Annotated in this window: 21 protein-coding genes and 1 pseudogene; 13 read left to right on the plus strand and 9 right to left on the minus strand. The window is 62.3% G+C overall.

The genetic code is table 11. The annotated features are described in order from the left end of the window. Positions 1-69 precede the first annotated feature (69 nt). Both AC5RV1_RS17585 and AC5RV1_RS17590 read right to left on the minus strand, forming a co-directional pair. Entirely contained in the window at positions 70-573 is a 504-nt protein-coding gene (locus tag AC5RV1_RS17585) for a DUF2004 domain-containing protein (protein WP_163164053.1), read from the minus strand. A gap of 45 nt (positions 574-618) precedes the next feature. Then, complete coding sequence (locus AC5RV1_RS17590) at positions 619-1,536, minus strand: LysR family transcriptional regulator (protein ID WP_493948907.1); 918 nt, start codon at positions 1,534-1,536, stop codon at positions 619-621. 128 nt (positions 1,537-1,664) lie between these two features. On the opposite strand from AC5RV1_RS17590, the gene AC5RV1_RS17595 reads away from it, so the two are divergent. From AC5RV1_RS17595 to nrdF, 7 genes are all read left to right on the plus strand, one after another. Next, a complete protein-coding gene (locus AC5RV1_RS17595; RefSeq protein ID WP_493995439.1) occupies positions 1,665-3,065 on the plus strand; it encodes an NAD(P)/FAD-dependent oxidoreductase in 1,401 nt (466 codons plus the stop codon). Beyond that, positions 3,062-3,787, plus strand: coding sequence for a DUF1365 domain-containing protein (locus tag AC5RV1_RS17600; protein ID WP_493995440.1), 726 nt, complete (start codon positions 3,062-3,064; stop codon positions 3,785-3,787). The genes AC5RV1_RS17595 and AC5RV1_RS17600 overlap by 4 nt, the downstream gene beginning before the upstream one ends. Continuing rightward, positions 3,784-5,178 (plus strand): class I SAM-dependent methyltransferase, encoded by a 1,395-nt coding sequence (locus AC5RV1_RS17605; protein WP_493995441.1) that lies wholly within the window; start codon positions 3,784-3,786, stop codon positions 5,176-5,178. The genes AC5RV1_RS17600 and AC5RV1_RS17605 overlap by 4 nt, the downstream gene beginning before the upstream one ends. 408 nt (positions 5,179-5,586) lie before the next feature. Beyond that, entirely contained in the window at positions 5,587-5,832 is a 246-nt protein-coding gene (nrdH, locus tag AC5RV1_RS17610) for a glutaredoxin-like protein NrdH (RefSeq protein ID WP_013601222.1), read from the plus strand. Between the two features lie 128 nt (positions 5,833-5,960). After that, positions 5,961-6,413, plus strand: a complete 453-nt coding sequence (gene nrdI / locus AC5RV1_RS17615) for a class Ib ribonucleoside-diphosphate reductase assembly flavoprotein NrdI (protein WP_493995453.1) — start codon at positions 5,961-5,963, stop codon at positions 6,411-6,413. Between the two features lie 20 nt (positions 6,414-6,433). Further along, positions 6,434-8,554: a class 1b ribonucleoside-diphosphate reductase subunit alpha gene (nrdE, locus tag AC5RV1_RS17620; RefSeq protein WP_493948973.1), complete on the plus strand. Its 2,121-nt coding sequence runs from the start codon at positions 6,434-6,436 to the stop codon at positions 8,552-8,554. 91 nt (positions 8,555-8,645) lie between these two features. Continuing rightward, positions 8,646-9,620: a class 1b ribonucleoside-diphosphate reductase subunit beta gene (gene nrdF, locus AC5RV1_RS17625; protein ID WP_493948903.1), complete on the plus strand. Its 975-nt coding sequence runs from the start codon at positions 8,646-8,648 to the stop codon at positions 9,618-9,620. Between the two features lie 196 nt (positions 9,621-9,816). On the opposite strand, the gene AC5RV1_RS17630 is transcribed toward nrdF, so the two are convergent. Together AC5RV1_RS17630 and AC5RV1_RS17635 are read right to left on the minus strand one after the other, a co-directional pair. Continuing rightward, positions 9,817-9,984 (minus strand): hypothetical protein, encoded by a 168-nt coding sequence (locus tag AC5RV1_RS17630; protein WP_493995442.1) that lies wholly within the window; start codon positions 9,982-9,984, stop codon positions 9,817-9,819. A 41-nt stretch (positions 9,985-10,025) separates the two neighbouring features. After that, positions 10,026-10,601 carry a KH domain-containing protein gene (locus AC5RV1_RS17635; RefSeq protein WP_493995443.1) on the minus strand — a complete coding sequence of 192 codons (576 nt, stop codon included), beginning with the start codon at positions 10,599-10,601 and terminating at the stop codon, positions 10,026-10,028. 138 nt (positions 10,602-10,739) lie between these two features. Between AC5RV1_RS17635 and AC5RV1_RS17640 the strand changes: the two genes are divergently transcribed. The 4 genes from AC5RV1_RS17640 (at position 10,740) to AC5RV1_RS17655 (ending at position 15,744) form a co-directional block, all read left to right on the plus strand. Continuing rightward, positions 10,740-14,762 (plus strand): tetratricopeptide repeat protein, encoded by a 4,023-nt coding sequence (locus AC5RV1_RS17640; protein WP_493995444.1) that lies wholly within the window; start codon positions 10,740-10,742, stop codon positions 14,760-14,762. Between the two features lie 101 nt (positions 14,763-14,863). Beyond that, positions 14,864-15,085 carry a hypothetical protein gene (locus AC5RV1_RS17645; RefSeq protein ID WP_493995445.1) on the plus strand — a complete coding sequence of 74 codons (222 nt, stop codon included), beginning with the start codon at positions 14,864-14,866 and terminating at the stop codon, positions 15,083-15,085. A gap of 153 nt (positions 15,086-15,238) precedes the next feature. Then, positions 15,239-15,487, plus strand: a complete 249-nt coding sequence (locus AC5RV1_RS17650) for a type II toxin-antitoxin system Phd/YefM family antitoxin (protein ID WP_142037365.1) — start codon at positions 15,239-15,241, stop codon at positions 15,485-15,487. After that, on the plus strand, positions 15,484-15,744 hold the full coding sequence (locus tag AC5RV1_RS17655; RefSeq protein WP_104998170.1) for a type II toxin-antitoxin system RelE family toxin: 261 nt from the start codon (positions 15,484-15,486) through the stop codon (positions 15,742-15,744). Before AC5RV1_RS17650 ends, AC5RV1_RS17655 begins: the two co-directional genes overlap by 4 nt. Positions 15,745-15,768: 24 nt before the next feature. Here the strand turns inward: AC5RV1_RS17655 and AC5RV1_RS17660 are convergent, their stop codons facing one another. The 5 genes from AC5RV1_RS17660 to AC5RV1_RS17680 form a co-directional block, all read right to left on the minus strand. Continuing rightward, the gene (locus tag AC5RV1_RS17660) at positions 15,769-16,242 is read right to left on the minus strand and encodes a hypothetical protein (protein WP_493995446.1); all 474 of its coding nucleotides are present in this window, start codon (positions 16,240-16,242) and stop codon (positions 15,769-15,771) included. Positions 16,243-16,295: 53 nt separating this feature from the next. After that, entirely contained in the window at positions 16,296-19,484 is a 3,189-nt protein-coding gene (locus AC5RV1_RS17665; protein ID WP_493995447.1) for a type I restriction endonuclease subunit R, read from the minus strand. A gap of 183 nt (positions 19,485-19,667) precedes the next feature. After that, positions 19,668-20,873, minus strand: coding sequence for a restriction endonuclease subunit S (locus AC5RV1_RS17670; protein WP_493995448.1), 1,206 nt, complete (start codon positions 20,871-20,873; stop codon positions 19,668-19,670). 11 nt (positions 20,874-20,884) lie between these two features. Beyond that, positions 20,885-22,513 carry a class I SAM-dependent DNA methyltransferase gene (locus tag AC5RV1_RS17675; RefSeq protein WP_493995449.1) on the minus strand — a complete coding sequence of 543 codons (1,629 nt, stop codon included), beginning with the start codon at positions 22,511-22,513 and terminating at the stop codon, positions 20,885-20,887. Further along, positions 22,498-24,576: a hypothetical protein gene (locus tag AC5RV1_RS17680; protein WP_493995450.1), complete on the minus strand. Its 2,079-nt coding sequence runs from the start codon at positions 24,574-24,576 to the stop codon at positions 22,498-22,500. The genes AC5RV1_RS17675 and AC5RV1_RS17680 overlap by 16 nt, the downstream gene beginning before the upstream one ends. Positions 24,577-24,816: 240 nt before the next feature. On the opposite strand from AC5RV1_RS17680, the gene AC5RV1_RS17685 reads away from it, so the two are divergent. Continuing rightward, positions 24,817-25,479: an Rv1352/Rv1906c domain-containing protein gene (locus AC5RV1_RS17685; RefSeq protein WP_493995451.1), complete on the plus strand. Its 663-nt coding sequence runs from the start codon at positions 24,817-24,819 to the stop codon at positions 25,477-25,479. A 41-nt stretch (positions 25,480-25,520) separates the two neighbouring features. Next, positions 25,521-25,730, plus strand: a pseudogene (locus AC5RV1_RS17690) (DUF4352 domain-containing protein); the annotation flags it as partial.

Raw genomic sequence — 25,730 nt, forward strand, 5'->3', positions numbered from 1 at the left:
CCATGTAAAGCAGGCAAACGATCGGCCGGCCACCTCGACAGGTGGCCGGCCGCCGTCGCTTAATCTACGTCAGGACCAAACGATCTCGTCGTCCACTACGCCGTCCTCATCCGCTGACGCCACCAGGACCTCGTCGGTGAAATGCTCGCCCAGGGTGAAGTCCAGAACGAAGTAGCGCTCGGGCTGGCCGGGGTAGATGCGGACGTGGCCAAGCTTCAGTGCCTTGAGGAACACTTCGTTGGTGAGCTGGCTGCGCTCGGTCACCCCAAATACCTTCTGCAAGTGCTCATCCTTGAGTGCGTTGCAGTGGAAATGGAGGTACTCCTGCGGGCTGGTGCCTTCCTGGTCCAGCTCCTCGGCGATCATGTCCCGCACCTCGTCAACCAGCTCGGGCAGGAAGCGCAAACGGTAATCGACCTTGCGCAGCGCGGCCTCGTCGAAGTGGTCATGGGCGGTGACGTTCAGGTCGATTTCCAGCGGATGGCCACGCAGTTCATGCTTGGCGGCGATGAAGTGATCCCTGCCGTGGTTGAGCTCGATCTCTCCAAAGTGCTGGCTCGCTACCTTGTTCATAGTTTCAACATAGACCCGAACTGCGGTGCATTCCAGCGTTCAGGCCTAATTCACTGCGGTGCGCATCCCGGCGAGGGTCTCAGCGAGCAAATCAACAAACAGCTGCACCCGGGCGGTTTTCCTGTCATTGATCAGCAGCGCGAATACGTTGCGGGCCAGCCGGATCTCTGGAACGTCAAGGACTACAACGCCTTCGGGCCGGTGGCGCAGTGCCAGTTCTGGAACCAGCGCGGCCCCCAGCCCTGCAGCAGCCATCTCGAGGCTTGCATGGAAATCGTCACTGTAGGCGACCACACGTGGATGCAGGTTGCAGCCCGCGAAAAGGCGTTCAATGACCATCGCATCGCTGGTGCCGGGATGGTGCATGATCCACGGCATTTCAGAGAGGTGGTCCGCTGCCACCTTCGCGTCAGTCCGGAAACCCCAGCCGGCGGGCAGCACCACCCGGAAGTTGTCGTCGCCGATCCACTGCCGGTTGATGGTGTTCGGCCAGGCGAAACCGGTCTGCCCTACCTGGAAGACCACGGCCAGGTCCAGGTCACCGCCGGTGCGCAGCCCCTGGATGGTCTGGCCCGGTTCCGCCACGGAGACCTTCAGGTCAATGCCCAGGTTCTTCCATGCCGGGTTCTTCAGAATCCTCGGCAGGACGTAGGTTGCCAGGCTGGGAAAGATGCCGAGCCGTAGTTCCTGGTTGGCTGTGTCCTGCGTCTTGGAGGCTGCGGCCATCAGTGCCTCCATGTCCGTGAGTACCTTGGCGGCGTGGCGCGTCATCACGACGGCGGCTTCCGTGGGCACCACGCTGCGCGCGGAGCGCTGGAAGAGGACGACGCCGGTATCCCGTTCCAGCGCAGACATCTGCTGGGAGACAGCCGAGGCCGTGTAGCCAAGCGTTGATGCGGCGGCGGCGAACGAGCCGAGCCGCGTGACCTCCAAAAGGGTCTTCAGGTGTACCGGATTTACCACCTGCCCACAGTACTCCGCCGCCCAGCGCTGAAGAAGCCGGCAGGCACAGTACCCATCCGCGGCCGCTCCGGCGTCGAATTGCCCTCTGTATACCCACCCTTGGCAAATGTTCAGCAGAGGAGCATAAGTTGTCACCTGACCCAGCAGCATCCGGAGGCCGACGACGGCGCGTGGCCGTCATTGGCAGCGGCGTGGCCGGTTTGACCGCCGCCTACGTCCTCAACCGGGAGGACGACGTCACCCTTTTTGAGGCGGACCCGCGGCTGGGCGGGCACGCCCACACGCACGATCTTCCGCAACCGGACGGGTCCGCTGTCGGCGTCGACACCGGCTTCATCGTCCACAACGAGCGGACCTACCCCACCCTGCTTCGGCTGTTCGCTGAGCTGGGCGTTGAGACGCAGGACTCCGAGATGAGCATGTCCGTCCGCTGTGACGGCTGCGGGCTGGAGTACGCCGGAGCCCGCGACGGCGGCCGGGGAATCATTGCCAGGCCCTCCAGCCTGCTGCGGGGACGGTACCTGCTGATGCTGCTGGAGGTGACGCGCTTTTACCGGAAGGCGCGGGCCCTCCTGAAGACAGAGCCCATTCCGGCCACCAGTCCGCATGCCGCGCATTCGGAGCTGACCCTCGGTGGGTTCCTGGAACGGGAAGACTTCAGTCCGTACTTTATTTCCCATTTCATGACCCCGGTGGTCAGTGCGGTCTGGTCCTGCGACCCCACCACCGCGCTCGCCTATCCGGCCCGCTACCTCTTCACCTTCCTGGCCCATCACGGGATGCTGGGCGTGAAGGGTTCGCCGCAGTGGCGCACCGTCACCGGCGGTTCAGCCCGGTATGTGGAGAAACTCGCAGCCACGCTGACTGATATCCGGCTCAACACTCCTGTTACTGCCATCCGGCGCCTGCCGGAAGGCGTGGAGCTCGCAACAGAGCACGGGCTGGAAGACTTCAACGCCGTCGTGATTGCCACCCACCCGGCCCAGGCACTCGCGTTCCTCGCTGATGCGACGCCGGCTGAGAAGGAGGCGCTGGGCGGGATGCCCTACTCGGTGAACCACACCGTGTTCCACCGGGATCCGGCTGTCCTGCCTGCCGCCGGCAACGCGAAGGCATCCTGGAACTACCGCCTGCCGTCCTGCGGCGCCCGGCCGGACAAGGTCCTGGTCACCTACGACCTCACCCGTCTGCAGCGGCTGGACCCGGTTGATGGCCGTCCGTACCTGGTGAGCCTGGGGGAGTCGGAGCTGATTGCCGGTGATGCGGTGCTTGAGCGCATGGTGTACGAGCACCCGCAGTACACGCCGAAATCGCTGCAGGCGCAACAGGCAATAGCCGCACTCAGCGACCACCGGATTGCCTACGCCGGCGCGTATTTGGGATGGGGTTTCCATGAGGACGGTGCACTTGCCGGTGTCCGCGCGGCGGAATCGCTGGGCCGCTCCTGGCCTGGTGCCCTGGCCGCTGAGCCGCGTGAGGCTGCCGACAGTGCGGAGCGGGAGCTGCTTTCCGCCGCGGATCCCTCATGAGCGCGGCAATTTACCGCACCTCCATATCGCACGTGCGGCGAACCCCTTTCAAGAACGCGTTTACGTACCGCAGCTATAGCTGGTTCGTGGATGTCGACTCGCTTCCGCGGCTTCCGCTCCCGCTGCGGCCGCTGGCCGTATTCCGCGCCGGGGACCACCTGGGCGATCCGGAGGGCACCATCCGCGGCAACGTGGAACGATACCTGCGCACGCAGGGGATAGAGCCCGACGGCGGCGCTATCCACATGCTGGCCAGCGCCAGGGTTTTTGGCTACGTCTTCAACCCGCTGTCGCTGTTCTGGTGCTACCGGTCCACCGGGGAGCTTGAGTGCGTGGTGGCCGAAGTCCACAACACGTACGGGGAGCGCCACTGCTACCTTCTCCGGACGGATACCGCCGGGCGGGCTGCTGTCCCCAAGGCCTTTTATGTTTCGCCCTTCAACAACCTGGATGGGCAGTACCGCATGAAGCTGCCCGCACCGGGGGAGCGCCTCGGGGTCTCCATCGTGCTGGACCGTGAAGGCCACCGCCCGTTCGTGGCCACCATGGACGGCACGCGCCGGCCGGCCACGGTTCCGAACATCCTGGCAGCGGCCCTTGCTGTTCCGGCCGCTCCGTTGCTGGTATCCGCGCTCATCCGGGTGCAGGGCATCAAACTCTGGGCCAGGCGCCTGCCTGTCGTCGCCCGACCGCACCACCCCTCACCGGAGGCAGTTCAATGACACTGATAGACGACAACGCAACAACTGCAGCTCCTGTTCTCGCTAAAGCGAGGGACAAAGCTGGACTTTCGGACGTGGCCGCCACGCACTATGCCGACGCCCGGACTGCCACCGGAGTCCCGGCGTCGCCCGCCACCATCGATCCCGGCGTGTGGCCGGAAGTTGCGCAGCCGCCGTCGGGCGTCAAAGCAGCGGTGGCAGGCAAGGCCGCAGGCCTCCTCTTCAAAGGGGCCGTAAAGCGGCTGCCCCTGCGTGTTGAGTACCCGGACGGCACGGTACTGGGCACCGGCGGCGCCGGCGGCCCGGTGATGGTGATGGTCCGGCCGGAGGCGTTTGAAGCCAGGATCGGCGACAACGGCCTGATCGGGCTGGGCGAGTCGTTCATGGCCGGGGACTGGGAGGCAAGCGACCTGGCGGGTGTCCTGGAAGTCTTCGCCGCCTCGGTGGATACGCTGATTCCCGCCCCGCTCCAGAAGCTGCGGGCCCTGTACCTGCCGCGCACGCCGCGGCAGGAACGCAACGCCGAGCAGAACACGCGCAGCAACATCTCGCGGCACTACGACCTGTCCAACGAGCTGTTCTCCACGTTCCTCGACTCCACAATGAGCTATTCCTCGGCGCTGTTTCCGCTGGAAGCCGGACCGCTTTCTGCTGTTGGCTGGGAGGTTCTGGCCGAAGCGCAGCAGGCGAAGATTGACAGGCTGCTGGACAAGGCAGGGGTCGGCGCCGGGACCAGGCTCCTGGAAATCGGAACGGGTTGGGGCGAGCTGGCTCTCCGGGCTGCGGCCCGCGGCGCCATTGTCTACAGCGTCACCCTCTCCAGCGAGCAGCAGGCACTTGCACAGGAGCGAATCGCGGCCGCCGGTTTTGCAGACCAGGTGACAGTGACGCTGCAGGATTACCGGGCCGTTGAGGGCGAGTACGATGCCATCGTCTCCGTCGAGATGATTGAAGCTGTGGGCTACGAGTACTGGCCCATCTACTTCCAGACCATCGACCGGGTGCTGGCGCCCGGCGGGAAAGTGGCCATCCAGGCGATCACCATGCCGCACGGGCGCATGCTCGCCACCCGGAACGCCTACACGTGGGTCCACAAGTACATCTTCCCGGGCGGGTTCCTGCCGTCCGTCCGCGCCATCGAAGGCGTGACCCAGCAGCACACCACGTTGCGGGTGCGGGAGCGGATGGGCATGGGGGACCATTACGCCGCCACCCTGCGGCTCTGGGAGGAGCGGTTCCTGGAGGGCTCGCGCGAGGTGGGCGAGCAGGGGTTCGATGCGGTGTTCCAGCGGATGTGGCTGTTCTACCTGTGCTACTCCCGGGCCGGGTTCCAGTCCGGCTACCTGGATGTGCAGCAGATCGTGCTGGACCGCCGGGAGGTCCAGCTCTAGCAGCCGCAGCTGCCGGCGCCGTGACGGAGGTGCCGGCAGCCGCGGTCGTGAGGGTTAGTGGGATTCGTCACCACAAGGGGTTCCGAAGGTCACTTCGGGGCCCCTTCCGGCTGTCCCGGGCGGCGCGCAACCTGCCCCTTGACTGCGGGCGACACGCCGTCTTTTCCTCGACACGCTGGGCGATAAATGTGGCTAAGTACTCCACAGGATGTGGATTGCGTCCGCAAAAACAGCGGAATCACGGACATTTTGAAGACCCCTCCCTGTGGATTAAAGGTGCATTAAATGACATACTTGTAATACATCATCTTGGGGTTCCAAAGAGGCGTCTGCACTAGATGTAGTATCTAGGTACAGCTTGGGCGGGAACACCGGACGAGCAAGTTTTCAGTAAAGGGGACAGGAACCATGACCGTAACGGTTTACACAAAGCCTGCTTGTGTTCAGTGCAACGCCACCTACCGGGCGCTCGACAAAAAGGGCATTACCTACCAGAGCGTTGACATCTCCCAGGACGCCGAGGCCCTCGAGCGCCTGAAGGCACTGGGCTACATGCAGGCTCCTGTTGTGGTCACGGACCAGGACCACTGGTCAGGCTTCCGCCCGGACAAGATCGAGGAACTGGCGCTTTCCGCAGTTTCCTCCGTGGCCTAGGGGTCACACTTTTTTCTGCCGGCAATCAACAACCAGCTGAGGTGATTCCCACGGCAGCACCAGCAGCCCAGGAACTCGACACAGCATCGGAATCCCGCACTTCCCAGGATGTTCATGCGGCTCAGCGCGTGGCGGATCCCGGGGCGGTTCCGCCAGTTGTTACAAGCAGCCAACTCATCTTTTTTTCCTCGGCATCCGAGAACACCACCCGCTTTGTTTTGAAGCTTGGCCGCGAGGTGGCCCGGATTCCGTTGTTCGCCAAGGACGCACCCCTCCTCGCCACCCGGCCGTTCGTGCTGGTGGTGCCCACCTACGGCGGCACCGGGGGAGAGGGTTCTGTCCCGAAGCAGGTCATCCGCTTCCTGAACATTCCGCAGAACAGGCAGCTGCTCCGTGGGGTGATCGGCGCCGGCAACACAAACTTCGGGGACAACTACTGCCTGGCGGGAGACATCATCGCCGCCAAGTGCGGAGTACTGCACCTCTACCGCTTCGAATTAATGGGCACGCCAGAAGACGTGGCCCGCGTAAACAATGGATTGGACACGTTTTGGACACGACTGTCGCAGACACAGAAGTAACCAGGGCCCAGAAGCCCGAGATGCCCGCCGCCTATAAGGGCCTGGGTTATCACGAGCTGAACGCGATGCTGAACCTGTACGGCCCCAGCGGCGAGATCCAGTTCGAAGCGGACCGCGAAGCCGCGCACCAGTACTTCCTGCAGCACGTGAACAACAACACCGTGTTCTTCCACGACCTGGAAGAGAAGCTTGAATACCTGGTCAAGAACGACTACTACGAGCGCGAGACGCTTGACCAGTACACGATGAACTTCATCCGTGACCTGTTCAACCGCGCCTACAAAAAGAAGTTCCGCTTCGAGACCTTCCTGGGCGCGTTCAAGTTCTACACGTCCTACACACTGAAGACGTTCGACGGCAAGCGCTTCCTGGAGCGCTACGAGGACCGCGTGTGCATGGTTGCCCTGCACCTGGCCCGCGGCAACGAGCAGCTTGCCCTGCAGATGGTGGACGAGATCATCGAGGGCCGCTTCCAGCCGGCCACGCCTACGTTCCTGAACGCCGGCAAGAAGCAGCGCGGCGAGCTGGTTTCCTGCTTCCTGCTCCGCATCGAAGACAACATGGAATCGATCGGCCGGTCCATCAACTCCGCGCTGCAGCTGTCCAAGCGCGGCGGCGGCGTGGCCTTTGCGCTGACGAACATCCGCGAAGTGGGCGCGCCCATCAAGCAGATCGAGAACCAGTCCTCAGGCGTCATCCCCGTGATGAAGCTCCTCGAAGACAGCTTCTCCTACGCCAACCAGCTCGGCGCCCGCCAGGGTGCCGGTGCCGTGTACCTGCACGCCCACCACCCGGACATCTACCGCTTCCTGGACACCAAGCGCGAGAACGCTGACGAGAAGATCCGCATCAAGACCCTCTCGCTGGGCGTCGTCATCCCGGACATCACATTCGAGCTGGCCAAGCGCGACGAGGACATGTACCTGTTCTCCCCGTACGACGTCGAGCGTGTCTATGGAATGCCGTTCTCTGACGTCTCGGTCACCGAGAAGTACTACGAGATGGTGGACGATTCCCGGATCAAGAAGACCAAGATCAAGGCACGCGAGTTCTTCCAGACCCTCGCCGAGATCCAGTTCGAATCCGGCTACCCGTACATCATGTTCGAGGACACCGTGAACCGGGCCAACCCGATTGACGGCAAGATCATCATGTCCAACCTGTGCTCGGAGATCCTCCAGGTTTCCCAGCCCACCACGTACAACGATGACCTGTCCTACGCTGACACCGGCAAGGACATCTCCTGCAACCTGGGCTCGCTGAACATTGCCAAGACGATGGACTCGCCGGACTTCGGCCTGACCATCGAGACGGCTATCCGCTCACTCTCGGCCGTGTCTGACATGTCCAACATCACCTCGGTGCCGTCCATTGCCAAGGGCAATGACCAGAGCCACGCCATCGGCCTGGGCCAGATGAACCTGCACGGCTACCTTGCCCGTGAGCGGGTGCACTACGGCTCCGAAGAGGGCCTGGACTTCACCAACATCTACTTCTATTCGGTGGTGTACCACGCGGTCCGTGCCTCCAACCTGCTGGCAATCGAAACCGGACAGACCTTCGGCGGCTTCGAGAAGTCCAAGTACGCGTCCGGTGAGTTCTTCGACAAGTACACGGAGCAGGAATGGCTGCCTCAGACCGAAAAGGTCCGCGAGCTGTTCAAGAACGTGCACATCCCCACGCAGGCCGACTGGATGGCGCTGAAGGCTTCCGTTATGGAGCACGGCATCTACAACCAGAACCTGCAGGCTGTTCCGCCGACGGGCTCGATCTCCTACATCAACAACTCCACCTCCTCGATCCACCCGGTGGCGTCCAAGATTGAGATCCGCAAGGAAGGCAAGCTGGGCCGCGTGTACTACCCGGCGCCGTACCTGACGAACGACAACCTGGAGTACTACCAGGATGCGTACGAGATCGGCTACGAGAAGGTCATCGACACCTATGCCGCCGCCACGCAGCACGTGGACCAGGGCCTGTCCCTGACGCTGTTCTTCAAGGACACCGCCACCACGCGCGATATCAACAAGGCCCAGATCTACGCCTGGAAAAAGGGCATCAAGACCATCTACTACATCCGTCTCCGCCAGCTCGCGCTGGAAGGGACCGAGGTTGAGGGCTGCGTCAGCTGCATGCTTTAGTCTTCAACTAATTGTGCCAGTACGACGGCGGGTGCCCGCCCGCCGTCGTACGCTTTAACTTAGAGAAACCACCCAAAACATAGGGGATGACATGACCGAGAAGGTCAAGCTGCTTAGCCACGTCGAGGCCATCAACTGGAACCGCATCCAGGACGACAAGGACGTGGACGTCTGGAACCGTCTCGTCAACAACTTCTGGCTGCCGGAGAAGGTGCCGCTGTCCAACGACGTCCAGTCGTGGAACACGCTGACGCCTGCCGAACAGCAGCTCACCATGCGTGTGTTCACCGGCCTGACCCTGCTGGACACCATCCAGGGCACCGTCGGCGCAGTCTCCCTGATTCCGGATGCCCTGACTCCGCATGAAGAAGCCGTGTACACCAACATCGCCTTCATGGAGTCCGTGCACGCCAAGAGCTACTCCTCCATCTTCTCCACGCTGGCCTCCACCAAGGAGATCGACGAGGCATTCCGCTGGTCCACCGAGAACGCGAACCTTCAGAAGAAGGCGCAGATCGTCATGGACTACTACCAGGGCGACGACCCGCTGAAGCGCAAGGTTGCTTCCACGCTGCTGGAGAGCTTCCTGTTCTACTCCGGCTTCTACCTGCCCATGTACTGGTCCTCACGCGCCAAACTGACGAACACGGCCGACCTGATCCGCCTGATCATCCGTGATGAGGCCGTACACGGCTACTACATCGGCTACAAGTTCCAGAAGGGTCTTGAAGGCCTGTCCGAGGAACGCAAGCAGGAGATCAAGGACTACACGTTCGAGCTGCTGTTTGAGCTGTACGAAAACGAAGTCCAGTACACGCACGATCTGTACGACGGCGTCGGCCTGGCCGAGGACGTCAAGAAGTTCCTGCACTACAACGCCAACAAGGCCCTGATGAACCTCGGCTACGAAGCCATGTTCCCGGCGTCCGTGACCGACGTGAACCCGGCAATCCTCTCGGCGCTGTCGCCCAACGCTGACGAGAACCACGACTTCTTCTCGGGATCGGGTTCGTCGTACGTGATCGGCAAGGCCGTTAACACTGAGGATGAGGACTGGGACTTCTAGTCTCCTGCTGCCCGCATAGCCTCACGATGTCCGTGGCCTCCACTACGGCAGCCGCTAATTCCTTCATGTAGGCCTGCTTTCGTGCCGGATTGGCTTGATCTCATCTAGAGGGGACGCATCTTCTTTCCTATGAATAGCGCCCCGTCCGGGGCCGCCATTAGTGGCTATCCGGACGAGGCGCTTTCCTACTTCGGAGTCACTTCTTCGTTGTACGCATGCTGAAGGTGTTGTTGGAATGCTTCACTTTTTCGTAGCCGCCGAACGCGTTGGCTGAGCCAGTCTTCTGCTGGAGGCGCGCCGGAGAAACCGTGCGGGGTACGGCTCCCGCTTTAGCTGCGCCATTGGAATTCTTGCTGGTCATCATGATCACCTCCTTACGTTTTCGTAGGATTACGCACGAGCACTTCAGGCTGCTCGATAGCCGCTGGGGCTCGCGTCATGGGCGCGATCGACGACTCTGAAGATCATTTGTTTGGCCTTCTCAACGGACGCAGCACAGCCGGCCGAAACTGTCGCCATCCCAGTCCTGCCGATACTTATCCGAGAGTTCGACGCGGCCTCGATCTGGCGAATGCTAGAGCCCCCAACCCCGATGACGATTCCAGTTTGACCAGCCGGGATCTGAAACGTCTGCACTACGTCAGCCCACGCCGTCGTCTTTACTGTCGCTGCCTTTGCTGTAATCCAGGGTTCTGCCACTACCCAGACCTTTAGGATCCGTCCATCAATCTGGGCTTCGAGGCGAACGCTGTCATTATCCCGATCCGGGATCTGTCGACTGGGCTTGGCAAGAACCTCTTCGATGTGGTGCTGCTGCACCTGGCGTTCGAGCATCCGTTCCTTTGCATGTTTCGTGTAAACGGGCGGTACAGCAAATCGGGGCTGGGATGACCGTTGGCTTTTCAGGTAAGTGAATAGCCAGAGAGAAAAAGCCGCGAGAATAGCGGTTCCGATAAGTAGCGCCGCAATGGTTGTGTTCATGTCCTGCGTTCCTTCCGTTCCGGATGCGTCAGTTGACGCTGGTTCCACGATCGAACGGGGCATCGCTAGGCATCAACCGCCCGTATGCCTAGCGATGCCTTGGCGCAGATTAAGTGCGACAGGTGACAAAATCTAGTCATGGGAAACGCGGAGCTGCGTGTAAACGGCACACTCACACAAGCAATCAAAGACGTTTTGGGATACTCTCCGAACTCAGTGGAGCCAGTGGTGGTTCTTGCCGCCTATCTGCATAGTTTGGTCGCTAGATACGGCCTGACGGACAGTCAGCACCTTGACCCCATCGAGTTCGAGCGCCCCGTGTTACCCTTGGAAGCCCGAGAATTTGTCGACAACTTTCTCGATTCTGCCAACACCGAATCGCTGAGAAATTCGCTTTATAAGGCTTCCGTGAACCTCGCTGATGACGGAACGGTGCGTAGCGCTCTCAATAAGAACCGCTCCCTGAGCCAGCGTGAGGTCCTTCTCCTAGCTCAGGTGGCTTGGAATCTGGAACACAACGACCAACGCCCTTTGCTGCCGTTACTTCCGGATGAAATCCTCAAGGATGGGAAGAAGGTCAAGGCGGACATTTTCGCCCCCGGCATCGGCAAGGACTTTGCGACGATGCATTGGACGGATCGCGGAAACCAAGCAGGAGTTCAAGGTAAGTCTTCCGGTGACACTTTCCGGAGGCAGACGGCTAGGCTCGCCGTACTAGCCGCACAGTGGTTCCTCGACTCTCATACGAAGCCAGCGCCAATAGTTGGCGGAGCGAAAATGCTGAACGGCACCAAGCCCGGAATCAGAAGGCTTGTTTGGCCATCGACAGGTGCTTACCAGATGGATGATGTCGGCCTCCCCAGCTCTGCGGTCCAAGCACTAGCTGATGCGCTACCGCCAGAACCAAAAGGATCGTCAACCGAGCAGATACTTGTTGGGAACTTTGCGGAGGTGGGGGGCCACTATCAGCCTCGTGCATTTGACAGCGAGATTGACCGCGCTTGGGGCGACGGCGGCGATCGGCGTGTTTGGTTGCGTGGCGGGCCTGGTTTGGGGAAATCCTATGCGGCTCGCAAGATCATGCAGGAAGCGCTCGGGAGTTTAGACGACGAGCGCCACAACTTGCTGATTTGGGTGGAGTCCGCCGATGCCGTGGCCGTAACCCGAGAATTGGCACGGGCAGCGGAACGACTTGATGGTGGCCCCAAAAACTCCGGCGCAGCAAACGCCGGGGATCGCGAAGACCAGCTTGCGCGCGGGTTACTCGATCATCTGAGAACGACCGACATGCGCTGGCTGATCGTCTTCGACGACGCGAACGCCGCAGAGCTAATTGAGCGCAAATTGGTCCCACCCGGGAGGAATCCGAGGGGACGGGTTCTCATCACAACATTGAGCGCCTCCCATCTGATCAGCGGCTCTGGCCATCAGGTCGAAGCGGAGCTGTTCTCTCGGGACGAGGCTGAAGAATTTCTCAATACCCGCCTGCCCGAGACGTCCGTGCATGACAGGGCCGGGTTGTCCGACACAGTGAGGCACCACCCGTTGGCGCTGTCCATTGCGGCTTCCACAATTGCCGCCAACAGGATGCCTGTCTCTGACTGGGTCCAAGAGTTCCATGAGTCCCCGCGAATGGATGAAGCGGCGGATTATTCTGATGCTGGAGGCTATCCAACGCTCATTGGCGCCACTTGGAAGGTCGCACTAGACAAAGCTGCTCAAGACATGCCGAACGGTGTGGTGGAACGGACAGCAATGGTCGCGGCCCTGCAGGATCCAGATGGACACCCCACGTGGCTCTGGCAGCGGGATAGTGTCTGCGAGTGGGTTGCAGGTGAGGCAGATCTGCCGGCAACCAGGACGAGAATGCATCCCGGGGTCAAACGCCTCGTTGACTACGGAATCATCCAGCTCACAGGAAGCTGGCAGGTTGGCCGCCTCGCGATTCATCAATTGGCAGCTCGCGCCATCCGTGAGGCCTCAGCCCCCGAGGAACTTGCCCTAGCTGGCGCCGTCCTGGCCGAGCAGTGGCTGCGTGAGCTCACGTCGAATCCAGCCAATGCACAGCCCCAGAATATTCGGGCGGCCGTAGGACCCATCGCGGCGTTACCCAAGCTGAACGCTTTGACGCGAAGCATGGCAACCGCGCTTGTGGGGTTCTCCGCGCCATCGACGGACCAAACAAGTATCGAGCGAGATCTGTGGGAACTGGAACTACTGGAACCGCACCTAGTCCGTGGCGGTGCTGTAGGGCGCGCCGATCTGGCGGAGCGCTTAGCGAACATTGGACGCGCTCAACGAGAACTGGGGCGACACTCGGAGGCCCACAAGTATCTGGATGCCGCTTCCTCGATCTACCGCGACCTTGCGGAACTCCCGGATCTCAACGACAATTTGCGGGCAGAATACCTCGTCTCCCTGGCAGACATCGATGCAGAAATGGATCAGCCCGGACTGTCTCGAGAACGTCGTAGAAAGGCTGCAAAACTGCTACAACGATGGGCCGCACGAAAGTCGACGAGCGACGCCTCGATTTCGGACAGGTTGGCACTGGCCGAGATTTATCAGAACCTGTCGGACGATAACGAATCCCGGGCGGCGCTCGATAGCGCTCTGTCACTCTGGGAGAGCCGACCGCCCGCCGGCGCAGTTGAAGATAGTGATGCGGATGAGGAGGCATCAACGCTCGCAAAGCTTGGGCAGCAGCTGGCAATAGCAGGACGACTCACCGAGGCGAAGGGTTATTTGCTTCAGGCAGCCCGCCTCAGCGAAAAGACGGAATTGGGCCGCTGGGTTCAGCTCGGGCGTATCCACACGAGGTTGGCGTACGTGTGCTCCCAGTTGGGCGAGTGGCGGGAAGCTGAAAAGTGGTTCGAGCGAGCGGAAGGCGACCCTCTTCTCCTTGCCAGCGTTCAGTTGCACCAGGGGCGAGTAAGAGAGGCACAAGCCAACGTCAATTCTTCAGCGTCGAGATTCTCTGCCCGCTCAAGTCAGAACCCCGATCGGGATGATCGGGAGGTTGACTCGAAGATTCGCGAATGGATGAAGGATGAACTCCCCGTCTTGCTCGCTTTTTTGTCTGTAAGGGCGATGAAGCACGAGCGGTGGGAGGATGCAGCGGGCTTGGTAGAAGGAAGGCTCGAAATCACTCGAGCCAAGTCTGACGCCTCCCCCGGGGAAGATCCCATCGAACTCTCCAACGCCTACCTCCAAGCCGGATTTACCTCTTTAAGGGCTGGCCGCTTTCAGGTGGCTGCCACGCACTTCGCGAGTGGGGCTAACATCGCGGAATTGCTTTGCCAGATGTCTCCCGCAGACCACAAGAGACGGTTGGAGTACGGGCAATCACTCTATTGGCTGGCTTCCTCTCACGCGAGCGCTGACCGACCGGATGCTGCGGTGAGGCACGCGCGAAGAGCCATCGAAGTCCTTGAAGGGGTCGAAGGACTGGAAGATGAAGCACGGATACTCTCGAGCGCAGCTAGTTCAGTTCTCGGGCGGGCCCTCCTCCAGAAGGGCGATGCGGACGAAGCCGTCGTGTTTTTGACAAGAAGAGTGCAATCCTGCCAGGCGTCACTTGCTGAGACTTCCGATGACCACGATTCAATGAGAACGCTCGGTGATGCCCTTCAAGAATTGTGGAAGGCTCTTTTTGCCGCAGGCCGATGGCAGGATTCCATTCAACCTCTAATGGACACCATCTCGATCTATCGGGCCATGTCGAGTGGAGCCAGGGACCAACGCAACAGCATGGCGGTTGCTTTTTTCATGCTTGCCTACGCCCACACCCAGCTACTGGAGCATTCCGAAGCCGCTACCGCCGCTGAACAGTCAGCCAACGTGTGGCAGGCACTAGTTGACGGCGACCCCAGCGACAACGAACTCCAAGTCTCGCTCGCACACGCGCTTGGTCTCCTAGGAGAATCGTTAAGCGCACTCGACCGTCGTCATGAGGCCGTGCAGGCAATTACCCGAGCTGTTGGCCATCTCCAGTTGCCGGCTGAGCTAAACCCAGATGACCACATGCAACACCTCACACAACTTCTCGATCGCCTCGGAACTTACCTTCGCGACCTAGAACTCTCCGTCGAGGCAGAGGAAACACAGGCACGTCTGGACGATCTTCGACGGCGGTTCCCGAAAGCTGCCGAGGACGCGTGAGTGCCAGCCGAACCGCCTGGCCAACAAAATCAGGCAGCGCCCCTGGCAGTGGTGTAGTTTCCCGGGCTTGATGTGTCGCTCCGGCGATGTGAAAAGCCATCGTGCGAAGGTCAGCGAGAACGACCAAGAACTCACAGAAGGACACGTACGCACGATGGCCCTTAACCTCGATCGGGACCAACGAGACGAACACCGAGGCGCAGCCCGGCGAGCTCCGGCTGGAAGAGGAAGCCAGCCGCCGTCTGGCCAGTGACCGGCGCATGCCGTTCGACGACCTGGTAGCCGAACTCCGCCTCGAGTCCGATGCAAAAAGGACCAACTAGCTTGACCACGGGACGATGCGGCCGGGCTCATGCCGCCGCGTGAGCGCAGGGGAGGGGAATGGTCCTCGGGACCAAGTAGCCTGTCCATCTACATCTCGCTTGTTTCGTATGGAGCAGATGTACATCTGGTGCTAGCGGATGTACATTTGTTTCATGTCGACCATCAACATCACTGACGCGCGATCACACTTGCCCGAGCTCATCGAAAAGGCCGAGTCGGAGCCGGTATTCATTGAGCGTCGCGGACATCGGGCAGCAGTCTTGGTATCGCCAGAGCGATATGAGCAGATGCTTGATGCTTTGGAAGAAGTCGAGGACATTGCGGCATTCGATGCAGCCATGGCGGAAGAAGGCGAGAACATTCCCTGGGTACAAGTGAAGGCGGATCTGGGCTGGGCATGAGCCCCTACCGGATTGAGCTGAGACCTGCGGCCATCCGCGCACTAAAAAAAATTCATCCCGAGGACAAAGAACGCATTCAAGGTGCCATCGCGCTCCTCGGCCAGGACCCGCGGCCGCCCAAAGCAATTGCCTTGAGCGGCCGTCCGGGCTATCGGGTCCGTGTTGGTGACTACCGGATCATCTATACGATCGAGGATGACGTTTTGCTCGTTGTGGTTGTGACCGTAGGGCACCGCCGCGACGTCTACAACAAGTAGGAAACCGTCCAATTTCCCGCGGGGTCAGGACATGACCGGCCGCTGCCGGTTTACCCGTTCGACGCCCCGGATGATGAGTTCCCCGGCTACTCCTAACCCAATCAGGGCCAACAGGTTTCCATTCCGCATGGAACTTCCAGCGATGTAGCTATTCTGGGCTGCTTGAACCACCGCAATGTCGTTCAAGTACCACCCGTTGACCACACTTTGCTGCGGTGCCCCCTTGGTCTCGCCTGCGTTTAGTTCATTCGTGACGGCAGCCTCGGTAAGGTCCGCTCTCCAGTCTGACGGATTGCTGCCGCTATGAATCGCAGGGTTGTTGACGATCCACGTGATGATCAGCAGCAGACCCAGCACTGAGCCCAAAACGATCCTGGCCCCGTTGGCCGACCGGAGTTTCGATAACTTCAGACGCTTGGCCCTCAGTTGCGGTGCATGGTCCGGCGCCGGCGGCACGTCCGGAACCGCGTTCCCCTTGGATGCTTCGTAAGTAGTCATATCCCCATTTTCATCGTGCTGTTCCAACCACCTGTTGGCGGAAATTTCGTGGGCTACGCCCGTGCTTCGGCAAACCTTGGCGCCATGGACTCCATCTGCTCCATGACGAGTTTGATGGCCTCCGGCTGCTTGTCCGGCGGATAGCCGAACCGCACCAGGAGCCGCTTGATTGAGGACCGAAGCTTCGCCCGGACGTCATCGCGCACCGTCCAGTCTGTCCGGACGTCGCGGCGCATCACCGAGACAAGCTCGCGGGCAATGTCTGCGAGTACGCCTTCGCCCTGGACGTCCACCGCCGACTCGTTCTGGGCAACGGCGTCGTAGAACGCCAGCTCATCCGAGTTCAGCGGGGGAGTGAACTGTTCCCCGCGCTTACCTTCCGCTGCTACCTCACGTGCTAGCTCCACGAGCTCGGCAATAACCTCGGCCGACGTCAGCTGTTGGTTCGTGTACTTCTTCATCAGCTCCGTGATCCGCTCCGAGAACGCCCGCTGCCGGATCACGTTATTCCGGGTGGATGAAGCAGACTCATCGGCGATCAGCTTCCGCAGCGCCTCGATGGCCAGCTGCGGGTTCCGTGCCTTCTGCGTCTTGGCGATGAATTCCGGCGTCAGGTCATCCAGGGACGGCTTGGGCATGCCGGCAGCGTCGTAGATGTCCAGCACTTCACCGGAGGACGTTGCGGACGCAATCAGGTTCCCCAGCAGCCGCTGGATGTCCTCGGGAACCGGCTCGCCGCTGGCCTGCCGGTCCGCGGCGTCGTACTTCGCTATCCAGACGCGGATTTCCTCGTACACCTGAATCTCCGGCCGCAGCTCAACCAACGTCTCGGACCCGGAGCACAGCGCCCACGCACGGGACAGCTGGCTGGAGAACTTCCGGTACTTCGCGGCCAGAGAATCTTCCCCGTCCGCGGACAGGTTGCCCGGCGTCGCAGGATTGCGCAGGTAGCTGACCGCGCCGGTCACGGCGTTCAGGAACGACTTCGGCCCGCCCTTCATCAGCACGGACTTCCAGTCGTAGCCGGCCAGCAGGGAACGCAAAGTCTCCACCAGGGAAACCGTCAGCCCAACAGCCTCCTCAATGTTCTTGCCCACCGGCTTGTTCGCCCGGTCCGACTGCGTGTACTCGCCCAGCGCCTTTGCCAGGTTCTCCGCGAGCGGCGCGTACGCCACCAGCAGCCCGTCTTCCTTGCCGCGGAACGTGCGGTTCACTCGCGCCAGGGTCTGCATCAGCAGCGCGCCCTTGAGCGGCCGGTCCAAGTACAGGGTGTGAAGCGGAGGAGAGTCGTAGCCGGTGAGCATCATGTCCTTGACGATCACGAGCTCCAGCTCGTCGTCGACGTTCTTGAGACGTTCCTTGACCTGAGCATTCAGCGAATCCCGGCGCACGTGGTCGGATACCGGCGCCACGTCGGTCGCGTCGCCGGAGTACACCACCTTGATCCTGCCCTTCGAGAGATCGTCCGAATGCCAGTCTGGACGCAGCTCCACGATCGCGGAGTACAGCTTGGCGCAGATTTCCCGCGTCCCGCCCACGATCATCGCCTTGCCCGGCGCCTCGATGAACTTGCCCATCCGCTCGCGCCGGTTCTCCCAGTGCGCCACCAGATCCTCGGCCAGCGCAGCGATGCGCTGCGGCGCACCATAGACTGCGTTGACGACGGCGACACTCGCCTCGATGCGCGCACGTTCCGTATCGTCGAGCCCGAGGGTCAGTTCGTCGGCTGACTTGTCCAGGTCCTCCTCCGTGACGCCTTCGGAAAGCCCCACCTTGATCAGCCGCGGTTCGAAGTACACGGGCACGGTGGCGCCGTCCTCCACAGCCCGCGATAGGTCGTAGATGTCGATGTAGTCGCCGAAGACGTCCTGGGTGTTGCGGTCATCGAAGGAGATCGGGGTTCCGGTGAAGGCGATCAAGGTTGCATGGGGGAGCGCGTCGCGCAGATGCCGGGCGTAGCCGTCCAGGTCGTCGTAGTGCGAGCGGTGGGCCTCGTCCACCACCACGATGATGTTGCGCCGGTCGGACAGCAGCGGGTGGTCGGCGCCGGCGTCCTTCTCGGACTTGCTCCGGCCGAACTTTTGAAGCGTGGTGAAGTAGATGCCGCCCGTGGTCCGGTTGCTCAGTTCGTCGCGCAGCTCGGAGCGTTTCCTGATCTGCTTGGGCTGCTCGGCCAGAAGCAGGCTGCGGTCAAAGCCTTCAAACAGCTGCCCGTCGAGCTCGTTCCGGTCCGTGATGACCACGACGGTGGGGTTTTTCAGCTTGGGCGCGCGCGCCACCATGTTCGCGTACAGTTCCATTTCCATGGACTTGCCTGAGCCCTGGGTGTGCCAGACAACCCCGGCCTTGCCGTTGCTCTCGACCGCTTGGATCGTGCTGGCGACAGCCTTTGTGACCGCATAGTACTGGTGCGGTTTGGCGATGCGCTTGGCCAGGCCGCCGGAGCCCTGGTCGAACGCGGTGAAGTTCCGGACCAGCTGCAGGAAACGTTCCTGGTTGTAGAGGCCGTCCAACGCGGTGTCCAGCGCAGTGACCGCATCGCCGTCGAGCATGTAGCCCTGGGGGACGGGGACGCCGTCGTCGTCTACGTTCCATGGTGAGAAGTGATTAAAGGGGGTGAACGGCGTTCCGTACTTGGCCTGGATCCCGTCGCTGGCGAGCGTGAAGACGCAGAAGCGGAACGCCATGGGGAATTCGCGGAGGTAGGTCTGGAGCTGGGCGTGGGCGCCGGGGAGGTCGGCGTGGGCGCTGCCGGCCTTCTTGAGTTCGATGATGCTGACGGGCATGCCGTTGCAGTAGAGCACGACGTCGAAGCGCCGTTTGTAGTCGCCCTGCACCAGGGTGACCTGGTTGACGGCGAGCCAGTCGTTCTGGTCCGGTGCTTGGCTGAGCAGCCGGATGGTGGGGTTGGCCTCGTTGCCGTCTGAATCGATGTATGTGAGCCGGTAGCCGTCGACGAGGCAGTTGTGGATGCGGTGGTTCTCGGCCATAGCGTCGTTCGATTTGGGCGAGGCGATTTCCGCCAGGGCCTGCTGCAGGTACTGGGCGGGGACCGTCGGGTTGAGGCGCTGGAGGGCGGCGAGCAGGCGTGGCCGGACCAGCAGCTCAGCCCAAGAGTCACGTTCCCCGGAGCCGGGCGCGATGGCCTGGCCCTCCATCGGCTTCCAGTCCAGCTCGCCGAGCCGCTCCTTTGCGGCGCCCTCCCAGTCGGCTTCAGAAAAGGCTACTGCTGGTGCTGTCACGGTGATCCCCCAAAGTGATTGTTTGTTCAGCTTACTTAGACGCTTGGTCAGCAGGCGGAATTCATAGGCTCAATAGTGCAACAAGCTGTTGCACTATTGAGCGGCATCGCCCCCTCAGTTGCGCAAGAGGCACTTGCACAATTGATCCCTCGTCTTTTACAGTGCCCTCGCCTCAATAAGCGCCTATACCCCGGCGTTCTCAAGCACCTTCTCCGCGTCCTTGACCCGCAACTTGCCGGACATGAGCTGGGGGAGGAGTGCGTTGCGAGTGTCGGCCAGGGTCCGGTTCTCTTGGTCCAGCGAGTGGAGTTGTTCCCGCAGAGGTTCAGCGAGTTGCTCAAAGGAACGCTGGCTTGCGTCGTCAGCCAGTGGCACTAATGCTTCCCTGAACTTGTCGGCGCGCACGGCTGGATAAGCGCTGCCCTCGGCAACGGTCTCCAAGTAGGACGTGAACGCGGGCTGACGCGTTACCTCGTAGAGGTACGCCCAGCCAACGGTCCGCGCAGTCAGGACGGCCAAACCAGTAGAACCTACCAGTAGCGGGTCGTCGGACAGGTTCAGGGCATGAGACCGCCGATTTGGGCGCACGGTAGACCAAAGTGTGTCGCCCTTCCGGATAGCCCGGCGAGCTCGAGACGGTGCACCGTCCCAAGCTGTTGCCGGTGGGAACGTATAAGAACCGACCCCCACTGAGGCGATGTCCACATATCTGAGCTCGCCGCCAGGGGTAGGCGTCAGCGTCAACCTGTTCACGTCAGCAATCTCGCAAAGTCGAACAATTGGGGTCTCGGCATCCACGCTTGACTCAAATCTCGTCGCCAGCAGTTCATCCGCCGTGACCGAGAGTTTGGTGTTGGCAACGATCTTGTCGTCGAGGGCGCCCAGCACCTCCGCGATGGCACGCTGCTCGCTCAGATCGGGAATTTCCACAGTCAGGGATTTGAGCTGCCCAAGGTTGAATCCCGGGATTGTGCTGCCGATCGCCCGCGATTGAACTTCGAAGACCATCTTCGGTTGGTTCAGGTTGTAATACAGGAACAAAGGATCAACTTTGGACAGATCCGGCGTCAGCTTCATCTGTTTGTTCGAGACTATGTACTCCGCGAAGCTCGCATTCGAGTCGAGCAACCCGATCTGGCCGACAGTGCCCCAGCAAGTGAATATGAGGTCACCACGTCTCGCGACGGATCGTCTAAAGGTGGCAGCGAGTTCAGGATCGAGGTAAACAAGGTCGGTTTCATTGAGTTTTGTGCCGACATCTTCGCTGAGATTACTTCCGCGGAGCATCGGAACGCCATTCGGCCGGAAGTTCTTCGACGACACGGCCGACCCGAATGGGCCTGTAGCCAATGCTGATTCTTGGCCGGAAGCGATGTTTTCAATCGTCACTGTTCGCCAGGTCACGAAACCCGCCCCAGCTGCTCGCGCACAACCCCAGCCAGCCGCTCCGACTCCTCGAACTGCTCAAACAGCTCCTTGGACAACCGCGCGATCTTCTCCTCGATCGGCTCGCCGTCGTCCTCCACGTCGGCCGCTCCGACATAGCGCCCGGGCGTCAGCGCATAGTCCGCTGCCTTGACCTCGGCAAGGCTTGCCGAATAGCAGAAGCCGGCCTCGTCGTCGTACGTCAGCCCTGCCTCGACTGCCGAAGACGTGCCGCGCCAGGCGTGGTACGTGTTGGCGATCTTGGCGATGTCCTCGTCGGACAGGGCGCGCTCGGCGCGGTCCACCATGTAGCCCAGGTTCCGGGCATCGATGAAGAGCACCTGCCCGGTCCGGTCCACCGAGCCGCGCGGGCCGGCGGTCTTGTCCTTCGCAAAGAACCAGGTGCACACCGGAATGCCTGTGCTGCGGAACAGCTGGGTGGGCAGGGCCACCATGCAGGAGACGAGGTCGGCCTCCACCAACTGCGCGCGGATCTCACCTTCGCCGCCGGAGTTGGAGGACATGGAGCCGTTGGCCATGACCACGCCGGCGCTGCCGCCGGGCGCCAGCTTCGAAATGATGTGCTGGATCCAGGCATAGTTGGCGTTGCCGGCCGGCGGGACGCCGTACTTCCAGCGCGGGTCAGACTCCGAACGGGCCCAGTTCTTGATGTTGAACGGCGGGTTGGCCATGATGAAGTCCGCGCCGTTGTTCCCGGTCAGCTCCGGGTGCTGGTCGCGGGCGAACGTGTCCCCCCAGCGCGAGGCCAGGTTGGCGTTCAGGCCGTGGATGGCCAGGTTCATCTTCGCCATCCGCCAGGTGCGCTCGTTGAGCTCCTGGCCGTAGACCGAAATGTCCGAGCCTTCCAGGTGGTGGGCAGCCAGGAACTTCTCGGCCTGCACGAACATGCCGCCCGAACCGCAGCACGGGTCATACACCCGCCCGCGGTGGGGCTCCAGCACCTCGACCAGCACCCGGACCACGCCGGCCGGGGTATAGAACTCGCCGCCGCGCTTCCCTTCGGCCTTGGCGAACTTCTCCAGGAAGTACTCGTACACCTCGCCGAGCAGGTCGCGCGCCTTGCTGGCGCCCTGGCCGGTGAAGCGGGCGGAGTTGAAGAGGTCCAGCAGCTCGCCCAGGCGGCGTTGGTCCACGTTGTCCCGGTTGTAGATCCTGGGGAGGGTGGCGGCCAGGGACTTGTTGTCGGCCATTATGAGGTCCATCGCCTCATCGATCAGCAGCCCGATGGACTTGGGCGCCGCGCCGTCCACCGCGTCCAGGCCCTTGGCGTGCTCCGCCAGGTACGTCCACCGCGCCCGCGGCGACACCCAGAACACGCCGCGACCGGTGTACTCGTCCACGTCGTCGATCAGCTGGGCGATCTGCTCCTCGTTGAGCCCGTCAGCCTCCAGCTCGGCCTGGATCTGGCCGCGCCGCTCCTCGAACGCGTCCGACACATACTTCAGGAACACCAGCCCCAGGATCACGTCCTTGTACTGCGAGGCGTCCATCGAACCGCGGAGCTTGTCAGCCGCCTTCCAGAGCGTGTCCTTGAGTTCCTTCATGGTGGACGGGGCGAGGTCCGCCTTCACTTTCGGGGGCATGATGCAGTTCCTTCTTCTGGTCCGGCGGTGGAAATGGGGTCTGTCAGGGTGAGGCTTCCGCCCGCTACGCCGTCCGTAATCAGGGTAGCGAGTTCTTCCAGTTGTTTGAGCCGTTCGCGGGCTTGGGCCTGCTCGTGTTGCAGGGCCTCCAGGGCGTTGGTCAGCGGCTGGCGCTGGGCTTCCGCTGTGCGGCGCAGCCGCCAGTTGCGCCAGGCCTTGTCCTCCTGGTTCAGGGAGTTGATGTCACGGGCGACGACGTCGGGCACCAGGCCGCCCGGGTCACCGCGGTCTACCCTCAGGATCCGCGCGGGGAAGACGACGACGGCGCCGCCGTCCGCGTCGACGATGGCGGCGGGCCGCGGGCTGGTACAGAAGACCACGTCGCCTGGTTCGGTCAGGCGGCCTGCCGGGTACTTGGCGGCGAAGTCGAGCAGGGAGATGAAGCGTGCGTTGGTGTTGTGGGGATCCAGCAGTTCCTCGCGGCCCAGGATCCTGCTCCCGGCCCGGCCGTTGAGGTCGGCCTCCTCAAGGCGGACACCCTTCACGTACCTGAGGTTGCCGGTATTCATAAGCTCCTGGACCGTTGCGGACGGGAGCGGATCGCCGGCCGCCGCGGGCTGGACCGCCGGCAGTGCAGGCGGCTCGGCCTCCCCGGAGCAGAGGACCCGGACGAGTTCCTCGATTTGCAGCGCTGTCTCGATGCCGCGCGCCGCCGTCGTACTTTTGGCCGGCGGGACGCCGACAAGCGATCCGTGGCTAGCGAGCAGGATGCGCGTCTGCACCAGACGGGCGAACCGGAAGGAGTGAGCACGGATGGTGGCGCGGCTGCCCATGGAGGCGACGGCGTCGCTGATCAGGTCCTGGCTCACATCGAGGGTGAGCGGGGTGGTGCTCAGGTCCGCCACCATGGTCCAGCGGTCGGCGATGGGCACTTCCGCGAAGGACGGACCCAGCACCCACAGGGCCTGCGGTTCGCGCGGCTTGGCGCGAAGAAGACCCGGCTGGAGCCGGACGATTGCACGCACCCGGCCGGAACGCAGGAGACCCGCGCGCAGGTTCCCGGCCTCGCCCTGCAGGGGGTCGCACAGCACTCGGGCGGGGGCAATGACCACTGCCCGCTGGGAGTCGTCCATCTGCAGGACGATGTTCTCGATGCCCAGCAGGATGCCGGTGGTGTCCAGTGCAGGATCGCCCGGAGCCGGATATTGGGCCACGTGCACGGCGGGACCACTGACGGTGAAGGCGCCTTTGGCGTCAACCTTGACCGGTGCGCTGTCCGCGCCGTGCACTGCCAGGCGGCGGCGGGCAAACCGTGAGGCGCCGCCGTCGTGATCTGCTGCAAGAAAGGTGACCGTGCCTGATTCGCCGGACTGCTGCACGATGCTGAGCATCACGTCGCTGCCACCCGGCGTGGAGTCCACGAACAGCGGCTTCCGGTCCAGGGTTGCGGCGAGCTCCAGTGCCGTGTTGCTGACAAGGTTGAGCGCAGCGTCCGTCAGGGCAGTGTCCGATTGCTCCCGCAGCCCTGCCTTGAAGCGGTGGGCGAGCAGTTTCTCGAACGCTGCCGGCGCGCTGAACGCACTGTCTGCAAGCCGGTCGGCGAAGTTCGCCAGGCCCGGCAGTGCAGTACCCAGGGCCTCCAGCTCGGAGTAGAGGAAGACGTCGTCCGGGTCAGCCTCATCGGCGGAGTCCAGCAGCTCGGCGGTGCTGGTTCGGCTGAGGATCTGCCCGGTGATGACCTTTAGGGCGAGGAGCGAGGTGAGGCCATCGAAGGTCTGCCGACTGTCCCGGGGCGCTCCAGCTGCCGGGGTGGCCAGCCTCGCGAACACGGCGGCGTCGTTCGTAGCTTCCGGGTTGTTCCCGCGTCCAGTGGCTTGGAGCCAGGCGGTTACCTCGTCGGCGTCGAACAGCTCGATTCCGTTGGCGGTCGCGGCGGCCGCTGGGAATGGCAGCGGTCCTCCACTGCTTCGCCTGCGCCACATGGAGACAACCGGCCGCTGGACCTGCGCAAGGGAAGCTACGTCGGAAAGGCTCATGTGCAGTGAGCCGGTAGCTGTGTCCATGGCTGCCCCCTTCAGTCGGAATCGTTCCATCAGCCTAACGGGATGCCGTGACACTGACGCCTGTGCACTGATAACCCGGGTTATCAATCGTCTGCGGCGGCTGCGCCGCGGACGGCCCATAAGTTCGTCCTGCAGCCAAGAAGGAATCTTCCGGAGCTGCGGCGGCGGCGGGAAACCGTGCATTGGGGGATCGGTATCCCGCCGCCGTTCAGCGGTTATCCACGAACAGAGGAAGAGAAGATGTTGAACAGCGACATCGGCCCGGCAGACATGCCGGAGAGCAAGACCGTAGTTGAAACCGAGTCCGGTCAGCCCGCCCACGTGACTAAACGAAGCCGGAAGAAGCCCATTCTTGTGGCGAGCGCTGCCGTCGTACTCTTTGCCGGCGGAATTGCCTTCGGAACTGTCCTGCCGGACCCGAAAACCAGCGAGGCGTATGTGTCCCTCGCAGATGAGAAGTCGACGGTGGAGATTGAGCGCGACGCCGCACTGTCCAGCTACGCCACGCTGAAAGGCAAGTACGACACCCTCGAGAGGGGTATGGCGTCCCGCGAGTCCAAGGTTGCGGCGCGGGAGGCCGAGGTTGGAAAAGCCGATGCCGCGGTCAAGTCCGCTGAAGCGACGGTGAAGGCCCGCGAAGAGGCCGTCACCGGGGCGGAGAAGACCAAGGCCGCCAACACAGTTGGGGACGGAACCTGGACTGTTGGTACGGACATTGAGCCGGGCACCTATCGGACGGCCACCGACGTCGGCTCCTCCTGCTACTGGGGCATCTATGCCACCGGCAGCAACGGCAGCAACATCATCGACAACGACCTCCCCGGCGGAGGGCGGCCCTCCGTGGCACTCTCCGCCGGCCAGGATTTCAAATCCACCCGCTGCGGCAAATGGGAAAAGCAGTAGCCGTCTCCGCAGCATCCACCGCATCACCGAAAGGCACCACCATGACCCACCCTAACTTCGCCCCTGTCCCGCCCGCTCCTCAGGGCTCCATGCAGCGGCCGTTCTTCAAGAAGAAGCGCTTCGTCATCCCGGCCGGCGTGCTGCTCCTTGGCATCATGCTTGGCTCCTGCTCCGGCGGGGGAGCGGGCACTGCCGGCGGTGGCAGTGTTCCGGCTGCTTCCGCCGAGGCAGCTCAGCCGGCGGCAGCACCG

The organism is Arthrobacter sp. Hb9-2, assembly GCF_059091165.1.